General features: G+C 41.4%; 13 protein-coding genes. 9 read left to right on the top strand and 4 right to left on the bottom strand.

Annotated elements, in window-relative coordinates:
• Positions 1-63 precede the first annotated feature (63 nt).
• The 7 genes from DFQ04_RS12690 (at position 64) to DFQ04_RS12660 (ending at position 9,225) form a co-directional block, all read left to right on the top strand.
• Positions 64-1,446: a sigma-54-dependent transcriptional regulator gene (locus DFQ04_RS12690; protein ID WP_133556421.1), complete on the top strand. Its 1,383-nt coding sequence runs from the start codon at positions 64-66 to the stop codon at positions 1,444-1,446.
• On the top strand, positions 1,436-2,779 hold the full coding sequence (locus DFQ04_RS12685; RefSeq protein WP_133556419.1) for a sensor histidine kinase: 1,344 nt from the start codon (positions 1,436-1,438) through the stop codon (positions 2,777-2,779). Before DFQ04_RS12690 ends, DFQ04_RS12685 begins: the two co-directional genes overlap by 11 nt.
• Positions 2,780-2,851: 72 nt before the next feature.
• Entirely contained in the window at positions 2,852-5,278 is a 2,427-nt protein-coding gene (locus DFQ04_RS12680) for an alpha/beta hydrolase (protein ID WP_133556417.1), read from the top strand.
• An 11-nt stretch (positions 5,279-5,289) separates the two neighbouring features.
• Entirely contained in the window at positions 5,290-6,831 is a 1,542-nt protein-coding gene (locus DFQ04_RS12675; protein WP_133556415.1) for an ArnT family glycosyltransferase, read from the top strand.
• A 45-nt stretch (positions 6,832-6,876) separates the two neighbouring features.
• Complete coding sequence (locus DFQ04_RS12670) at positions 6,877-7,608, top strand: VIT1/CCC1 transporter family protein (RefSeq protein ID WP_133556413.1); 732 nt, start codon at positions 6,877-6,879, stop codon at positions 7,606-7,608.
• Between the two features lie 84 nt (positions 7,609-7,692).
• Positions 7,693-8,457: a DUF2490 domain-containing protein gene (locus DFQ04_RS12665; RefSeq protein WP_133556411.1), complete on the top strand. Its 765-nt coding sequence runs from the start codon at positions 7,693-7,695 to the stop codon at positions 8,455-8,457.
• A gap of 159 nt (positions 8,458-8,616) precedes the next feature.
• Entirely contained in the window at positions 8,617-9,225 is a 609-nt protein-coding gene (locus DFQ04_RS12660; RefSeq protein WP_133556409.1) for a sterol desaturase family protein, read from the top strand.
• Between the two features lie 93 nt (positions 9,226-9,318).
• On the opposite strand, the gene DFQ04_RS12655 is transcribed toward DFQ04_RS12660, so the two are convergent.
• Positions 9,319-11,793, bottom strand: a complete 2,475-nt coding sequence (locus DFQ04_RS12655; RefSeq protein WP_133556407.1) for a S9 family peptidase — start codon at positions 11,791-11,793, stop codon at positions 9,319-9,321.
• Between the two features lie 95 nt (positions 11,794-11,888).
• Positions 11,889-12,848, bottom strand: coding sequence for a glycosyltransferase family A protein (locus tag DFQ04_RS12650; RefSeq protein ID WP_133556405.1), 960 nt, complete (start codon positions 12,846-12,848; stop codon positions 11,889-11,891).
• A 224-nt stretch (positions 12,849-13,072) separates the two neighbouring features.
• Between DFQ04_RS12650 and DFQ04_RS12645 the strand changes: the two genes are divergently transcribed.
• Both DFQ04_RS12645 and DFQ04_RS12640 read left to right on the top strand, forming a co-directional pair.
• Complete coding sequence (locus DFQ04_RS12645; RefSeq protein WP_133556403.1) at positions 13,073-13,945, top strand: UDP-2,3-diacylglucosamine diphosphatase; 873 nt, start codon at positions 13,073-13,075, stop codon at positions 13,943-13,945.
• Complete coding sequence (locus tag DFQ04_RS12640; protein ID WP_133556401.1) at positions 13,945-15,084, top strand: glycosyltransferase family protein; 1,140 nt, start codon at positions 13,945-13,947, stop codon at positions 15,082-15,084. The genes DFQ04_RS12645 and DFQ04_RS12640 overlap by 1 nt, the downstream gene beginning before the upstream one ends.
• 4 nt (positions 15,085-15,088) lie before the next feature.
• Here the strand turns inward: DFQ04_RS12640 and DFQ04_RS12635 are convergent, their stop codons facing one another.
• Both DFQ04_RS12635 and DFQ04_RS12630 read right to left on the bottom strand, forming a co-directional pair.
• Positions 15,089-16,327: a M56 family metallopeptidase gene (locus DFQ04_RS12635; RefSeq protein ID WP_133556399.1), complete on the bottom strand. Its 1,239-nt coding sequence runs from the start codon at positions 16,325-16,327 to the stop codon at positions 15,089-15,091.
• A complete protein-coding gene (locus DFQ04_RS12630) occupies positions 16,324-16,689 on the bottom strand; it encodes a BlaI/MecI/CopY family transcriptional regulator (RefSeq protein WP_133556397.1) in 366 nt (121 codons plus the stop codon). Before DFQ04_RS12630 ends, DFQ04_RS12635 begins: the two co-directional genes overlap by 4 nt.
• Positions 16,690-16,795: the final 106 nt, after the last annotated feature.

The following is a 16,795-nucleotide window of genomic DNA, read 5'->3' as shown; positions in this document are numbered from 1 at the left end:
GCCCATATTGCTTGTAATCTCACTTGGCATCATTTTCCCACTATACCCGCAAAACAAGCAACCATGGAAAATCAGACACTTGGAAAGATCCTGATCATTGACGATAACGAAGACCTATTATTTGCTGCAAAAATGCTTTTAAAAAAGCACGCAAAAGAGGTGATCATCGAAAAAGATCCCCGTCGGATTCCCTTTCTGATCAATAACAACAGTTTCGATGTGATCCTTTTGGATATGAATTTCCGGGAAGACACTACATCCGGAAAAGAAGGATTTTATTGGTTAAGTCAGATCAAAGAAATTGATCCAAAGGCTGTAGTCATTCTGATCACTGCTTTTGGTGATGTGGAAATGGCTGTACAGGCGTTGAAAGAAGGAGCAACAGATTTCATCCTCAAGCCTTGGCAAAATGAAAAGCTTCTTGCCACCCTTCATTCAGCTATCAAGCTGAAAGAAAGCTATAATGAGGTAGATAAGTTGCAGCGTAAACAGAAGGCGCTGCAAACAGACCTCAAAAAACCATACGCAGATATCATAGGAAGTTCAGCTTCCATGAAAAATATCTTTTCCATCATTGACAAAGTGGCTCAGACAGATGCCAATGTCTTGATTCTGGGTGAAAATGGTACAGGAAAGGAGTTAATTGCCCGGGCCATTCATGACCGCTCCTTAAGAAAAGATGAGATTTTCGTCGGTGTTGATATGGGAGCTATTACAGAGACACTTTTTGAATCCGAACTCTTCGGACATAAAAGAGGTGCATTCACTGACGCTAAAGACGATCGGGCAGGAAGATTTGAAGTTGCGGATAAAGGGACCCTTTTCTTGGATGAAATCGGAAACCTATCTATGCCGCTTCAATCCAAATTGTTGACTGTTTTACAAAAAAGAGAAGTGACCAGAATTGGTACCAACAAGCCTATTCCTGTGGACATCCGATTGATTTGTGCTACTAATATGCCTGTGCATGAAATGGTCCAAGACAATACGTTCCGCCAAGATTTGCTTTATCGAATCAATACGGTGGAAATATTCCTACCTCCTTTGCGGGAGCGGCATGACGATATTCCTCAACTTGCCAATCACTTCCTAAAGCAGTATTCTCAGAAATACAGAAAAAACTTCTCCTCATTTACCCCTTCCGCCATGGAGCTTTTGCAGCGTTACCCTTGGCCAGGAAATATCCGGGAACTTCAGCATGCCATCGAAAGAGCCATCATTATGGCAGAGGGCGATCAATTGGATTCCCGAGATTTCTTTTTCCTTTCTGCCAAACCAGCTTCAGAAAAAGTACAGGCTACTGCCACGCTTAATTTGGATGATATGGAGCGCACAACCATTCAGCGTGCCATTGACAAAAATGGAGGCAATATCTCAAAAGCGGCCAAAGAATTGGGCTTGACCCGAGCTTCTTTGTACCGAAGACTGGAAAAATATGGACTATAGAGTTGGTCTTCTGGGCAGAATAGCCCTAGTAGCAGCCTTGCTGTTTTTGCTAGCCTATTCCATTGTAGGCGAATGGGGAGTCTTTATGATTTCCCTTTTGCTCATTTTGGTCATCTTTCAAGTCATTTTTCTCCTGCGCTATTCGGAAAGTTCCTTTAAAAAAGTCCGGATTTTCTTGGATAACATCAAGCAGGACAAATACTCCCAGCTCTATCCTGTCAAATTTGATGGGACGGAAACTGACGATTTGCACATAGAATTCAATGCCATTTTGGCCAAATTGAAAGAGGATCAGGCCGAAAAAGAAGCCAATTACCAATATTTCCGGTCTGTGTTCAAGCATCTAAGTATTGGCCTGATCACCTTCGGAGAGGATGGACAAATCCAGATTTTAAATGTGGCTGCCAAGCGAATCCTCAATGTGGACGAGTTGAGCAACATTTCAGAAATTGAGGGTATCAATAAGGAATTACATCTAGCCATCCAAAACCTAAGAACAGGAGGATCGGAACTGATCAAAATCGCCCATCCAGATGGAATCATGCAGCTTTCGGTCTATGTGATCGAGTTGTTGATGAGAGGAGAAAAATTCAAACTCGTTTCTCTTCAGAATATCCAGTCCGAATTGGAAGAAAAGGAAATGGAAGCTTGGCAAAACTTGGTCAAAATCCTGACTCATGAGATCATGAATTCCATTGCCCCGATTTCATCTTTGGCTGGTACATTAAAAGGAGAATTGGAATATAAACTCGAACATAACGAACCCCTCCAACCGGCTGACATGGAAGATTGCATGATGGGGATCAGCACGATTGAGAAGCGAAGTGAGGGACTTATTGGGTTTGTTTCTGACTTTAGGAGCTTGGCGCATATCCCTGCCCCAAAGTTCTCCAGTATTGGAATTTCAAAACTTTTCGACCAGCTGGAAATCCTTTTGCAAAACCAACTTGAAAATCACCAAATCACCTTGCGAAAAGAACTCAATCCCAAGGAACTGATTCTTTTTGGAGACCAAAACCAGATAGAACAAGTCTTGATCAATCTCCTTCAAAATGCCATTCAGGCCTGCGAAGATGCTGAAGAAAAGTTGATCACCTTAAAAGCTTACATCGACGAGGCAGGAAAAATCATTTTGGAAGTGTGCGATACGGGAAAAGGAATAGAGGAAGAGGCGCTTGGAAAAATCTTTATCCCATTCTTCACGACCAAGAAAAAAGGCTCTGGAATTGGACTTTCCCTTTCCAAGCAAATCATGAGAAGACACAAAGGGAATATTCAAGTCCGATCTCATTTGGGAGAAGGCACTTCGTTTAAGTTAATTTTTAACGGGTAAATCCTTCTGAATTTTAGAATAAAGAAGACTTCCCCAAAAAATCTGTATTTTCTGAACTCTAAAATTCTTTTCATGCACATCAAGCAAATCTACCTCCGACTCAAATCCTGGACAGCCAAACTTTTTAACAAAATCAAACCTGGAGATTACTCCATCAAAGGTGCTGCCTATGGACTGTTGATCGGCTCGGGTATCTTTTTTGTCATCGAAGTTTTAGGCATGGCAAGGAACTTCAGTGATCCTTGGATCATGGCCCTGGGCGCTTTGATCATTTTAGCCTCAGTTTTACTCGCATATCTGGGAAGTTGGCTAATCAAGAAGTTAAATGAGATTCCAAAGCCCTTTAAGATTGCCCTTCTAATGGGCAGTATTCTCCTCCTCCTTGTCAGGTTTGGGGATCCGAGGATCGTGGTCTTTTTGATTCTTGTTTTTTCACTTTTGGGAGCTGGGGTTGCAGTTTTTAAACCCAAACATTTTAAAAAACTCACTCTACCCAAAAAATCCATAGCTGTGTTAGGTTTTGGTTTGGGCATTGCTGGAATAGGAGCTTTTTCCTATTTCCTTCTGATACGAGGCTTGGAAATGAAGCCTTTGATAAATGCGGCCAAACTCTCTGAAGAAAAAATCACTCCGCTTGACCTAGAATCCCCTGCCAACCCAGGCTCCTATGAAGTGGAATTTTTTACCTATGGATCGGGAAAGGATAAACGTCGGGAGGAGTTTGCTGAGGGAGTTAAGTTTCATACTGGATCGGTGGACGGAACTGCTTTTCTGGATCATTGGGAAGGCCTTTCAAGCAAATACCGAACCTATGCATGGGGGTTTGACTTTAGGGAATTACCTGTTAATGGACGAGTTTGGAAACCTAAAGGCAAGGGACCTTTTCCTCTCGTTTTAATAGTACATGGAAATCACCCGATGCAGGATTATTCCGATCCTGGCTATGAATACTTGGGCGAGCTTTTGGCATCGAGGGGCTTTATTTTGGTTTCTGTAGATGAAAACTTCCTCAATGGATCTTGGTCAGATTTTCCTAATGGCCTCGAAAAAGAAAATGACGCTAGAGGTTGGATGCTTTTGGAACATTTAAGGCAATGGAAGGAATGGAATCAAGACCCATCCCATGAACTTTTTGGACAAGTGGCCATGGATAAATTGGCCCTGATCGGCCATTCACGTGGTGGAGAAGCAGTGGGCCATGCCGCCATGCTCAATCAGATGGATTTCTATCCTGATGATGCGAGCATTCCCCTTGGCTATCATTTTGACATCCAATCTGTAATTGCCATTGCACCGGTGGACGGGCAATACAAACCCGGAAGCAGCCTGACCAAATTTAAAAGCGTCAGCTACTTGGGTATCCATGGGGCCCAGGATCAGGATGTGGAATCCTTTGACGGTGCCAAGCAATATGAGCGGATTTCATTTACCGATTCCTTGTATAGATTCAAGGCAGGAGTCTACATCGGAAATGCGAATCATGGACAGTTTAATTCCAGTTGGGGCGATAATGACATGCTGGCAACGTTTGGTGGAGTCCTAAATAGAGGCCAACTCATGGATCCAAAAGACCAGGAAACCATCGCCAAAGTATTTATCACTGCCTTTCTAGAAACTACCTTAAACCATAAAACCGGCTACCTACCTCTCTTTACCGATGCCAGAAAAGGAAGAAACTGGCTTCCAGAGACTATTTACTTGAATCAATTTGAAGACTCCAAAAGCAAGTTTTGGGCAGGATTTGATGAGGATTACGATGTACTTTCTTTAAGTGATGGTGGAAAAGCCCAAGGGGAAAACCTGAGTGTTTGGAGAGAAGGGGAAGTTATCCCAAAATATGGATTGAAAGGAACTCGTGCTGTTTTCTTAGGTTGGAATTACGAAGAATTTGGAGAGGATAGCTTGGATTGGGATGCAGCTAACAAACCTGCATTACTGGACTCGATTCGTGCCAGTTACACCTTGACTTTGGGACCAAAATCTTTCCGACCCGACTCAAGCTCCGTATTGATTTTTTCCTTAGCCGAATCGGATGAGAGTTCCAATCCAAAAAGCAGTGGAAAGTGGATCAAAAACAACTCTAATGAGGAAGATAATTCTGGGGAAGAAAAGGAAGAGGATGAATCCGAAGAAGAAAAATCAGATGAGGAGGAGGATGAAGATGAAAAAGCCTTAACTCCTCTGGATCTCACTTTGGAATTGACGGACGAGCAGGGAGAGCGAATCTCGTTTTTGCTCAGTGAATTTTCCCCATTGCAAAGATTAATCAAATCCCGAGTGATGAAAATTCAATTTCTGGATAAAAAGGACGAGACCGAAAGTATCTTTCAACTGTATCAGTTCGATTTGGCAAAATTGGCTGTCCAAAACCCTCTTTTCCAAGTAGAAAAACTAAAGCAAATCCGATTCATTTTCGACCAATCTGAAGCAGGAGTGGTCGTTCTGGATCAGGTAGGGTTGATGCCAAGATTCCCGGAAGAATCTGGCTCTCAAGACTAAAAACTAACCCTATGAAAAAAGGGACTTACCTCCTATTCGTTTTTATCCTTGCAAAATTCGCCTTGCAATACCTGGCTGTGCATCCGGATTATGACCTTCAGCGGGACGAGTTTCTTCATTTGGACCAAGCCAAACATTTGGCTTGGGGTTATTTGTCAGTGCCCCCATTTACCTCCTGGAATTCTGTAGTCATCGATTGGCTGGGAGGAGGAGAATTTTGGGTGCGATTTTTCCCAGCTTTCTATGGGGTTTTAACCCTTTTGTTGGTTTGGGATTTGGTGAAACGAATAGGCGGCGGGCTATTTGCCCAAAGCCTGTCCGCTATTTTTCTTCTGTGCTCAGCTATGATCCGGGTGAATCTACTCTACCAACCCAATTCCATGGATATTCTTTGCTGGACATTAGCTATTTATAGCATTATTCGATGGGATCAAAATTCAAATCCAAAATGGCTCTATCTACTGGGCTTGGCTTTTGGAATCGGAATGCTGAACAAGTATTCCATAGCCTTTCTGGGCTTAGGGATGATGATTTCACTCCTTTTGTTTAGGATAAAGGTTTTTAAAAACAAACACTTTTATGGAGGTCTGGCCCTAGCTTTTCTGCTTTTTCTCCCTAACCTGATCTGGCAAATCACCCATGGGTTTCCGGTTTTGACCCATATGCGTTTACTTCAACAAAATCAACTGGTCAACAATAGTCCCTTTGGCTTTTTAATGGAGCAAGCATTGTTTTTTTATCCCTCCATGCTTTTGATTATTCCCGGTTGGATCGTTGTTTGGTTTTCAAATTGGGGAAGACCTTATCGATGGGTTCTCTTTTCCTCGTTTTTGACTCTGGCTATTTTGGCTTTTTTCCAGGCCAAAGGGTATTATGCATTGGGGCTTTATCCTATCCTATTGGGTTTGGCAGCTTTGGGTTTGGAAAAAGTAACAGAAGCCGGCTGGATCAAAAAACTCCGCCCTTTAGCAGTGATCTTGCCAGTTCTTCTTTTTCTTCCCGCTTTTAATTTGATTCATCCTACAGTTGGACCGGAGAAAATCTTGGTTTCCCCACCGAATTATGCCATGCTGGGACTCAATCGCTGGGAAGATGGAAAAGAATATCCCCTACCTCAGGATTTTGCCGATATGTTGGGTTGGAGTGAATTAGGAGGCCTCGTGGACAAGGCGGTTGCTCAAGTCTCAGACCCAGGAAGAATTTTGGTTCTCTGCGGAAATTACGGAGAAGCAGGGGCTATCAATTTCTATTCAAAAACTGCAGGTCTAGAGGCGTTCACGATGAATGCCGATTACCTGTATTGGTTTGACCTTGAGCAGCCGATTCGCCATCTGATTTTGGTTAGAGTAGCAGAGGAGCCTTTAACTGAACGAGAAAAGGAATTCTTCGAATCCTATACCGAAATCGGCAGTGTCTCTCATCCTTTGGCTCGGGAGGCCGGCACCACAGTCTACTTGCTTCAAAACGCCAAAGGAGATGTGAATTCAATCCTTCAGCAGGAGATAAATGAAGAGAAAAAATTATGGGAAAGAGATTCTAAGTCAGAAAAGTAATTGACTTATAAAGCTGTAAATTGAGGTGAATTAAAGCGAAAACCCATGCTTTCCTCTTCTAAAAACACCCCCAGAAATCTGACTTTGGATAATTACTTGGATTCCCATTATATCCATCGAAGCAATTGGCTGCGTGCGGCAGTTTTAGGAGCAAATGATGGGATCATTTCTATTTCCAGTATTGCCATAGGAATCGCAGCCGCCAGTACTACCCGGGACCCTATTGTATTGGCCACATTGGCAGGTCTGGTAGCTGGTGCATTGTCCATGGCAGCAGGAGAGTATGTGTCTGTAAGCTCCCAAACCGACACAGAAAAGGCGGATATCAAACGGGAAGCCCAGGAGCTTAAAGACATGCCTGAAGCCGAACTTCGGGTTTTGGCGCAGATATATGAAAAAAGAGGTTTAAGAAAAGAAACCGCCACCCAGGTTGCTAAAGAATTAACCGAAGCAGATGCACTTGGAACGCATATCCGTGATGAATTAGGGCTAAATGAAATCAGCCAAGCGAATCCTATTCAAGCTGCTTTAGCTTCTGGGGCCTCATTCACCATTGGAGGGATTCTACCTATGCTTGTTGCACTATTCGCTCCCATTCAGTTTATGGAGTATTCCTTGTATGGGTTTTCAATCGTTTCACTAATGATCCTTGGCGCAATCGCTGCAAAAACAGGAGGATCTAGCATTTCAAAAGCAATTGGTAGGATAACAATTTGGGGAACATTGGCTATGGGGCTTACTGCTCTTGTGGGATACTTTTTTGGAGTAAGCGTCTAGAATATCAGCCTAGCAAACCCTTATATTTGGCCCATATTTCCATCCGCTATTTCTCCACCAAATCAGTAATTACCCAGACCTCTTTTGAAAAGGTTAAGTCAAATTTTACCTTCATTTAAATTCAAATACTTACTGGGAATTGCTTTCCTATTGCTCAGCATTTCTGCTTTTTCACAAAAACAAGTGGATACGATCTCCCAGCAATGGATCCAATCCTACCACGAGGGAAAAATCTCTACCAAATGGACCGCTCTTTTAGATGGAGGCTTCCGCTGGAGAGAAGGATTTTCTATATCTACCGCCTATATTATTCGTGGAGGTATTGGGTATTCTATTACCCCATCTCTAAGAATAGCCGCTGGATTTGCCAATTTGGGGCTTTATGGAGAAGGAAAAGTAATCAGGTATGAGTATAGACCCTATCAAGAAATCCAATTAAAGACCCCTTTGGGAAAAATTGGCTTAAGCCAGAGATTCCGTATCGAAGAGAGATTTTATGAAGACAGGTCCCCAATTTCCAATTTTGAACTTCCTGACTTTAATTATCGCTTTCGCTATTCGGTCATGTTTGCAATTCCTTTATTTCAGCTTTCAAAAAATGAACCCAATCGAAGGTTGGTTTTAAACCTTGGAAATGAAATATTTTGGAATGCGGGAAAACAAGCTACACGAGTTTTTGACCAAAACCGCCTTATACTGAGTCCAACTCTCCAGTGGAACAAGCAACTCAGTATTTCTTTCACCTACAATCGGCAATTTGCAAGCACCTTGAAAGAAGATTTTTACTTGCTAAGCAACATAGCCTGGTTACAAATCAGACATAATCTGGATTTTAGTAAAAATCAATAATTACCTGCTGGAAAAATTCCCCAAAAATGAATCGCTGCTTTTGAAGTTACTTGAGCTTGGTAGTTAATTGATATACCCAAATAATCCCTGCGAGTATTTGAAAATCTGAAATGGTCTGGAAAGGAGGGTGAAATAAATTCATCAAAAAAATCACAGGCCATGAAAACATTATCAAAAAACCCACAGATTGAAGTACTCAGAAGCCTAGCTTGGGCATGCTCTTGTTTGAGTATTTTACTTATTGCCGCATTTTTATTGAAGGGTACGATAGGGTATTTTATATTCCTTTTTGCCTACGGTTGGCTACTTTGGACTTTTGTAGAATACAGCATCCATCGGTTTCTAATGCATGAACTTATAGTTCCCGGCAAAAAAGATGAACTCTTTAACCATCATAACCACCATGCTAACCCACACAGTTTAAAAGTTAAGATGTGGCACAGGATTCTTGTATTCTCCTTGGGTATAAGCATTTTTTTCCTTGCTGTAACCCTCAATAACCTATTTACTGCTTTCGCTGGATTCTTTATTGGATTCCTATTCTATAATTTTCTACACTACATATTGCATAAGCCAATTGGAAAAATCCTTCTGCCAAAAATCCAAAGAGCACATATCCTCCACCATACCCGATACCCCAATTGCGGATATAGTTTTAGCACCATACTTTGGGATTGGCTATTTGACACCCTCCCACCAAAAGAGGCTGAAATAAGTCCAAAAATGGAGGAGAATTATTTTGGCTTTTTCAGGAAAACGACCCATTGATTAAGTGACATTTCCTCTTATTTCAAAAACCAAAAAGCCCGATTTCTAAACGAAACCGGGCTTTTCACTTCAAACTCTAAATTTTTAAACTCATCACTTATCCATAGGTTTATCCCTTTGCATTTCGATCATGTCCACCGGTGGAGGAGTATTGTCTCCTAAAAGATGACGGACAAAATAATCGCCCATCTTCCAGAAGAAATATTCGGTCATATCTCCATAGCCATGTCTTTGTCCAGGAAGAATAACGAACTCAAATCGCTTGCCTGCCTTGATCAATGCTTCAGCCATCCTGATCGTATTGGCTGGATGAACGTTGTTGTCCACGTCTCCCGTGCTTAGCATCAAGTGTCCTTTTAGGTTCTTAGCCAAATCCGGATTCTTCTCGATTTGATAAACAAAAGTCGTGTCTCCTTTAGGTGAAATGACCTCTTTCACCCCGTGATGCTTCTCTGACCACCAGCGGTTGTAAATGTTGTTTTCATGATTACCTGCTGAAGAGACAGCAACTTTGAATACATCCGGATAAACTAGCATTGCGGCAGTAGACATAAATCCTCCTCCGGAATGTCCATGGATACCCACCTTATTTCTGTCAATAAAAGAATGACGATCCGCCAATTGCTCTACCGCTGCTTTTTTATCCGCCAATCCATAATCTCTCAGATCTCCATAACCATAATTATGGTACCACTTGGAGCGGGAAGGGTGTCCTCCACGGTTTCCTAAAGTCACCACGACGAATCCAAACTGAGCCAATCGATCTGTACGGTCCATACTTCTTCCAAATGACTTGTTTACGGCCTCAGTCTGAGGACCTGGATAGACATACTCCACCAGCGGATATTTTCTGGTGCTGTCAAAGTCAAATGGCTTATACATCACTCCGTACAAATCGGTGATTCCATCATCTGCTTTGAATTTGAAAGGCTCAGGGAACTGGTAACCCGCAGCAAACAGCTGACTCAAATCGGCAGTTTCCAGATCCATGACCTTGTTTCCACTGCGATCTTTCAAAATCGCCACCGGAGTAGTATTCACCCGGGAGAAATTGTCTACAAAGAAACTTGAATTGTCATTGAGGTCGATTTCATGGTTGAAATCGCCAGGATTAAGCAGAGAAATTGCACCTCCATCTAGGCTGACTGAATAGAGGTGCTCGAAATAAGGGTCCTCCCCTTTTTCACGGGCATTGGCGGTAAAGAATACTCGTCTTCCTCGCTCATCTACTTTGGCTATTCCTGCCACATGGAAAGGTCCTGAGGTCAATTGGCGCTTCATGGAACCATCTTTTCCATATAAGTATAAATGTCCCCAGCCATCTCTTTCTGACCACCAAACCAAATCATTTCCTGCCAGTTCGATCTTTTCAAAATCGATGTAAGTATTACTTCTTTCTTCAATGACTACTTCCTTTTGGTTATTAGCCAAATTCCAGCGGAGAACATCCACCTTTTTCAAATCTCTGGAAGTCAGGGCAAAGTAAAATTCATCCAAATCCCCCAACCAAGTAGCAGGACGGAAGTCATCATCTCTTGTATTCGCAGGAGGAGTGGTGGACCAGAGTGAAACTGTCTGATCTTTGAAGGTGGAAATCGGGAGTTGCTTAAGCTCCATGGAAGTGAATGAAAAATGGAACAATTCAGTCAGAGGCTGTTCCTTTTCTCCTGGCATGGAATATTTGTAGGTTTCCAAAGTCGGCCTTGGATCTCTGGTATTATGGATTACCCAAAGGTCCTTCACTTGACGCTGGTCTGTTCGGGTAAGGATAAATTGCCTGCTATCCGAACTCCAAAGAGCTCCTACCCGCTTGCGATCATTTTTCTTTTTTTCTTCCTCTACATTGTCATCCCCTCTTCCATCAAATCCATAGGAATAATCTTTCTCTCCGTCGGTAGTAAGTTGGTTTTCAACAAGGGTAGAATCCTTTTCGTCCTTTACAGCCTTCAGGAAATTTTCCTTATCTATCCAGTAAAGGTTGAAGTTTTTCATGTACACCACCTTGGATGAATCCGGGGAAATATTAGCCCAAGAAAGTCTCTTCGGATCTTTTTCAGTCTCGATCTCTGTTAGCTGCTGCGTGCTTATGTTGAAAAGGAAAGTGTGAACCTTCTTTTCCATCGAATCCTTCGCACTTTTATTCTTAGCCTTGATTTCTTCCCAGTCAGACTTCAAGACATCCGCCGTACTTTTCACCTTGAAGCGGATGGTATTTTCATCGTCCATCAATTTCAAATCGTCCAACTTGAGATGCTGTCCATCATAGGGATCTTTTACTGCCTTGGTGATTTCAGCTGCTAGTTTGTCGCGATCAAAAAGTGGGGTTTTGGTCTTTCTGACCGGATCAACCACATACCAGTTTTTGCCTTCTGAAGTTTCGTATTCGTACCAAAAGCGATCTGATTTTTTCATCCAGTGAGGAATGACGCTGGTAGAAAAAATCATCTTTCTAAGCTTTTCCGGAGAAAAACGAGCCGCAAGCTCATAATTTCCCTGATAGATCTGATCCTGGGCAAAAGAGGTCAAACTGACCCAGACAAGCCCAAAAACAAGTAAAGTTCTCCTCATTTTCGTTCCATTTTTTCTTTGGAAGCGAAGCTAAAAAGTCAAAACTCTACAAAAGGTACCGCTCAAATAAAAATTGATTCATTGTATATCGAAAACTAGATTCTCCAACTCGATTTGGCTAAGGAGGGGAATAGTTTTGCTGTTAATCCCCCAAAAAAATACAATTGGTAATAAAACACCATTGTCCCAGCAGCAATGGGGATTTCATAAGACTTTAGATTGACTCTTTTACCATTTACAAAGGGGGATTTCAGAGCCTTTCTACTTCGGAAAAGGTAAATTTTGGTAAATCTCGAAAAAGGGTGGTTTACAGCAAACTCAGGTTCATATAAGCGCTGATAATCATCTCTTCCTTCAGCCAAAGCACGCTTGAAAAAATGGTTTAGCCCATTTGGAGCAGGATGCGAGGCCCTTGCTCCGCTATGTTTATAAAGTTCGACCCCTTTTTTTATCAATCTTTCCCACAAAATAACATCTGCCCCTCTAGTAACTCCTTCTTTCATCTCGGGATAGGGATTTTCCAGCAGAACTTTCCTTGGAGCGATGTAATTATTGGAAAATACAAGCTCGACTTTTTCTAGTTTGGAATCTTCTGGAGGCAAAGGAAAGAACCAGGATAAGGAAAACGCTTTCCCAATCCAATCACTAAAATCAATGTAGGAATATCCTGAAATAATTGATTTCGGAAACTTCGAATGAACTTCTAAAATCACCTCCATCCAGTTTTCTTCTGGGACAATATCGCTGTCAAAAAAAATAATTTTCTCTCCCTTTGCCAGTTTTACACCTTGATTCTTCAATTGGAAATAGTGTGCTTCTTGAACATCGACAATATGAATGGGAAGATTTACCTCAAGACTATTTTCAGAAACGCATCTGTCAATAAAATCCTTGATAAAAACTCCACTAACCTGATTTTCATTATGCAATACTAACAGCTCAAAGGATTCATTTCGAGTTGAGGTTTGTTTAAAAATTTGAACAAGTAGTTGAGAAGTTCTGTCCAACTCAGATAAGATTGCATTTTCCCATTCTAAAACGATGCTGATATCCATAAAATTAGTTTAAAAATAAGCTGAAAGGCTATATTAAGTAAATAAAGAAAATGTCACAAATGGGAACTGACAAAAATAAATTTTTCTTTGGACTGAAATTTTCACATCTGGATAATAAAAAATTCACACCTAATCGAATAAAAATCAAAATCAAAACAAACCCTTAACACTTTAGACATCATGGAATTACATCGGGAGAATAACTTTCGATCAAAACCAGTATAGTGAAGACATCCTATAAAACAATCATCATTTCTGATGTTCATCTGGGTACCAAAGGCTCCAAAGCCAAAGAAATTGCAAGATTCCTGAAGCAATACCAGTGCGAAAACCTGATTCTCAACGGGGATATCATCGATGGGTGGCAACTCAAAAAATCTGGAAGTTGGAAGCGTAAACACACCCGGTTTTTTAACAGAATCCTAAAAATGATTGAGAACAATCATACCAACGTCTACTATCTGAGAGGAAACCACGATGATTTTTTGGAACAAATCCTTCCTCTCCAAATCGGTAGACTCCATATTCTAACTGACATGACCTATGAATCTTGTGGAAAGAAATACTTCATCACCCATGGGGATATCTTTGACAGCATTACTACCAACCTTAGGTGGATTGCTTACCTCGGGGACATGGGTTATACTTTTCTTCTTTGGCTCAACAGAATAGTGAATTTTTACCGATTCAAGTCAGGATTACCCTATTTTTCACTTTCTCAATACGTGAAAGGAAAGGTCAAACAAGCTGTCTCCTACGTCGACGAATACGAAACCGAGCTTGCCAAAATGGCCAAAGCAAAGGGTTGTGACGGGATCATTTGTGGGCATATTCATAAAGCAGAAAATAGAATCATTGACGGGATCCACTACCTGAACTCTGGTGATTGGGTAGAAACCATGAGCGCCTTGGCAGAGGATCACGAAGGAAACTGGCAGTTGATTTATTACAGTGAAATAGATTTCAAGTCCATTTCCCATCAGGAGCCCCCAGCTACTTCTCTGCGACTCACCGAGGAAGACGACTTAATACCCTTAAAGAAGGTTTCCTTCGAAATCCCAAAGGATGATTTGAATTCTGAAAATTTCCGATTCTGATGAGGTTTCTATTTATCGTTCAGGGAGAAGGTCGGGGGCATATGACCCAAGCCATTGCATTCTATCACCTCCTTCGAAGTCAAGGTCATGAAGTTTGCGGAATCATCGTCGGCAAAAGCAAGCGAAGGGAAATCCCCGATTTCTTTTCCAGAGAGATCAAAGCTCCCATCCATTTGGTCGATAGTCCCAACTTCGTCGCCGACAAAAAGCAAAAGAAAATCCTCCTCGGAAAAACTATTCGAAAAAACGCCCTGATGGCTCCTACTTTTTGGAAAAGCCTAAAAACTATCCACCAAGTCGTGGAGTCCCGAAATCCTGATGTCATTCTCAATTTTTATGACCTTTTGGGGGGACTCTACAATTTTTTATTCCGACCAAACTCGAGATTTTGGGTCATCGGACATCAATATTTAATCCATCATCCTGAATTCATTTTTGCCAAAGGAAAACCTTGGGACAAATTCCTTTTTCAACTCAATACCCACCTAACGGCTTTGGGAGCAGTTCAGGTTTTGGCTCTATCTTTTCTCCCTAAAAACGATTTGATTAACTCCAAATTCCGGGTGGTCCCTCCTTTGTTGAGAAAAGAGGTGAGAAAACTTGAGGTAAAAACGGAAGATTTTTTCCTGGCCTATATGGTGAATCCCGGGTATGGAGAGGAAGTATTGGCCTTTGCCAAATCGAATCCACTGGTAAAAATCAAAGCCTACTGGGATAAGAAATCCGCCAAACCAATCGAATATCCGCTTCCCAATCTTTCTTTTCACCGGGTAAATGACCAAACATTTCTTCAGGATATGGCCGCTTGCAAAGGTCTAGCTTGTACAGCAGGATTTGAATCGGTTTGCGAGGCGATGTATTTGAGTAAACCTGTCCTGATGATTCCGGTGGCTGGGCAATACGAGCAAGCTTGCAATGCTTTGGACGGAGAGGCTTCCGGAGCCGGCATAGCATCCAACTCTTTTGATTTTTCTCTTTTGGAAAAGGCAGAAAAAAAGGATACCAAAGTATCCTTTCAATTTCATCAATGGGTCGATTCCTGGCCGAATATCCTTAGTGAGTTGATTGTATCAGCCGAGCAAGAAAGTGGCGTGAAAAATCCAGATGGGGAATTTGATTCTTCCCCAGTCTTTGGCTAGGCTTTCAGCATCCCGTCAGGGTAGCACGTTCTTCCTCTGTGAGATCTTCAAACTTTTTGTAGGTAACCAAACCGTCTTTTTCTATACGGGCATAAGGAAAGCTCACTCGCTGCACTTTTTTTCTTTCCTCAAGAGAAAGTTTCAAAAAGCTAGCTTGAAGTGCATCGAATTCCTTCCTCAATGCCTCAATTTCAGTATTAGAAGGCATGGTGAAAAGTCGGTTTGCATTGACTTTGGTCTGGAATTGACCATATAGGGTCAAATATTCCTTTAGCTGGTGACCTTTGAAAGTCGTGGTGTTTACAAGGGTATAAACTTTAGCCTCCTTTTCCATTTGACCATTTATGGGAGCCTTAACTTTTTCAGCAAAAACAAATCCTACCCCAAGTAGAATTGGAATTAGCACCAAAAAGGAGAGTTTAATTTTGTTGGGATTGGATTTCTTGGTCATCATTTTTAATCTTTTTCTAGTTAATGAAAAGTTCAAGCTGCTGCTAAGTATAGGATTATAATTTCCACAAAGGTTATTTAATAATTCTTGTTGGTATATAGATAGAGAACTGGCTTTTAATGCCAATTGATCTGCAATAAATTCATGGTTCAAGCGAACAGACTGTTTCGCCATATACAACCCAGGATGAAACCAAAAAGGTATCATCAAGGCCTCAATTAAAAGTATATCCCAAGAATGCTTTTCCTTAACATGGCATTTCTCGTGGAGGAACACGGCCTCGGAAATTCCTTGCTCAAAATTGGATTTGGAAACAAAGATGTATTTCAGGAATGAAAAAGGAGAAGTGTTTCTATTCAACAAGACCAAAACTTCACCCTTATAAGATACTTGAGTGTGATTTCGAATCTGACAATAAATAGAATTCAGATTCCGGATAAAGCGCACAAAAAACAGAAAACTAATTAATCCATATATTCCAAAACCAAGTTCTACCCAAGGGAAAGCCTTTTTCGGTTCATTTATAGGTGATTTTGCCTCATTAGAAAGCAAAGAAGAGAAATTAACCTCTTGTGAGTCAGGAGCCCATTTGCCTAGATCTTCGGTGATTTCCAGAATAACAGGTTCTTGACCTACTTCAATCGTCACTAAAGGGATCAAAAATGATCCAATTACTGCTCCCAAAAGGAAAAAACGATTAAATCGATGCAGGACTTCTCGCTGCAAAATCAGCCTATGGATCAGCAAAAGAACCAAAAGGCAAAGAATGGATTTCAGTAAATAGGCGATCATTGGTCCTGAATTTGGTCTTCGATAATAGATTTAAGCTCCTGAAGTTCCTGGGAAGAAAACTGAGTTTGCTTCGCAAAAAATGAAGCAAACTGAGCTGGGGAATCGTTGAAAAAGTTTTTGATCAGGCCTTGAAGATGCTTGGCAAAATAATTCTCTTTAGATACCAAGGGAAAATACTGTCGGGACTTTCCTTGTGAGTTGTAGCCCACAAAATCCTTTTCCTGCATCCGCTTCAATAAAGTCGAAATGGTGGTTGCTGCGGGCTTAGGCTCGGGGTAGGCATCCAATAAATCTTTCATGTAGGCCTTCTTTAAATCCCAGAGATAATTCATCAATTCTTCTTCTGCTCCTGTCAATTTCATAATTCAACCGATTTCCTTTCTACAAATGTAGAACAAAAATTAAATTCTACAAATGTAGAATAAAAAACCCTTGATTTTTCTTTACTGTTAATAGCTAGAATGTTCT

It is taken from the genome of Algoriphagus boseongensis (assembly GCF_004362805.1).
In the GTDB taxonomy this organism is placed as follows: domain Bacteria; phylum Bacteroidota; class Bacteroidia; order Cytophagales; family Cyclobacteriaceae; genus Algoriphagus; species Algoriphagus boseongensis.
The sequence above is the reverse complement of the archived record's forward strand: the minus strand, read 5'-3'. Positions and strand labels throughout refer to the sequence as shown.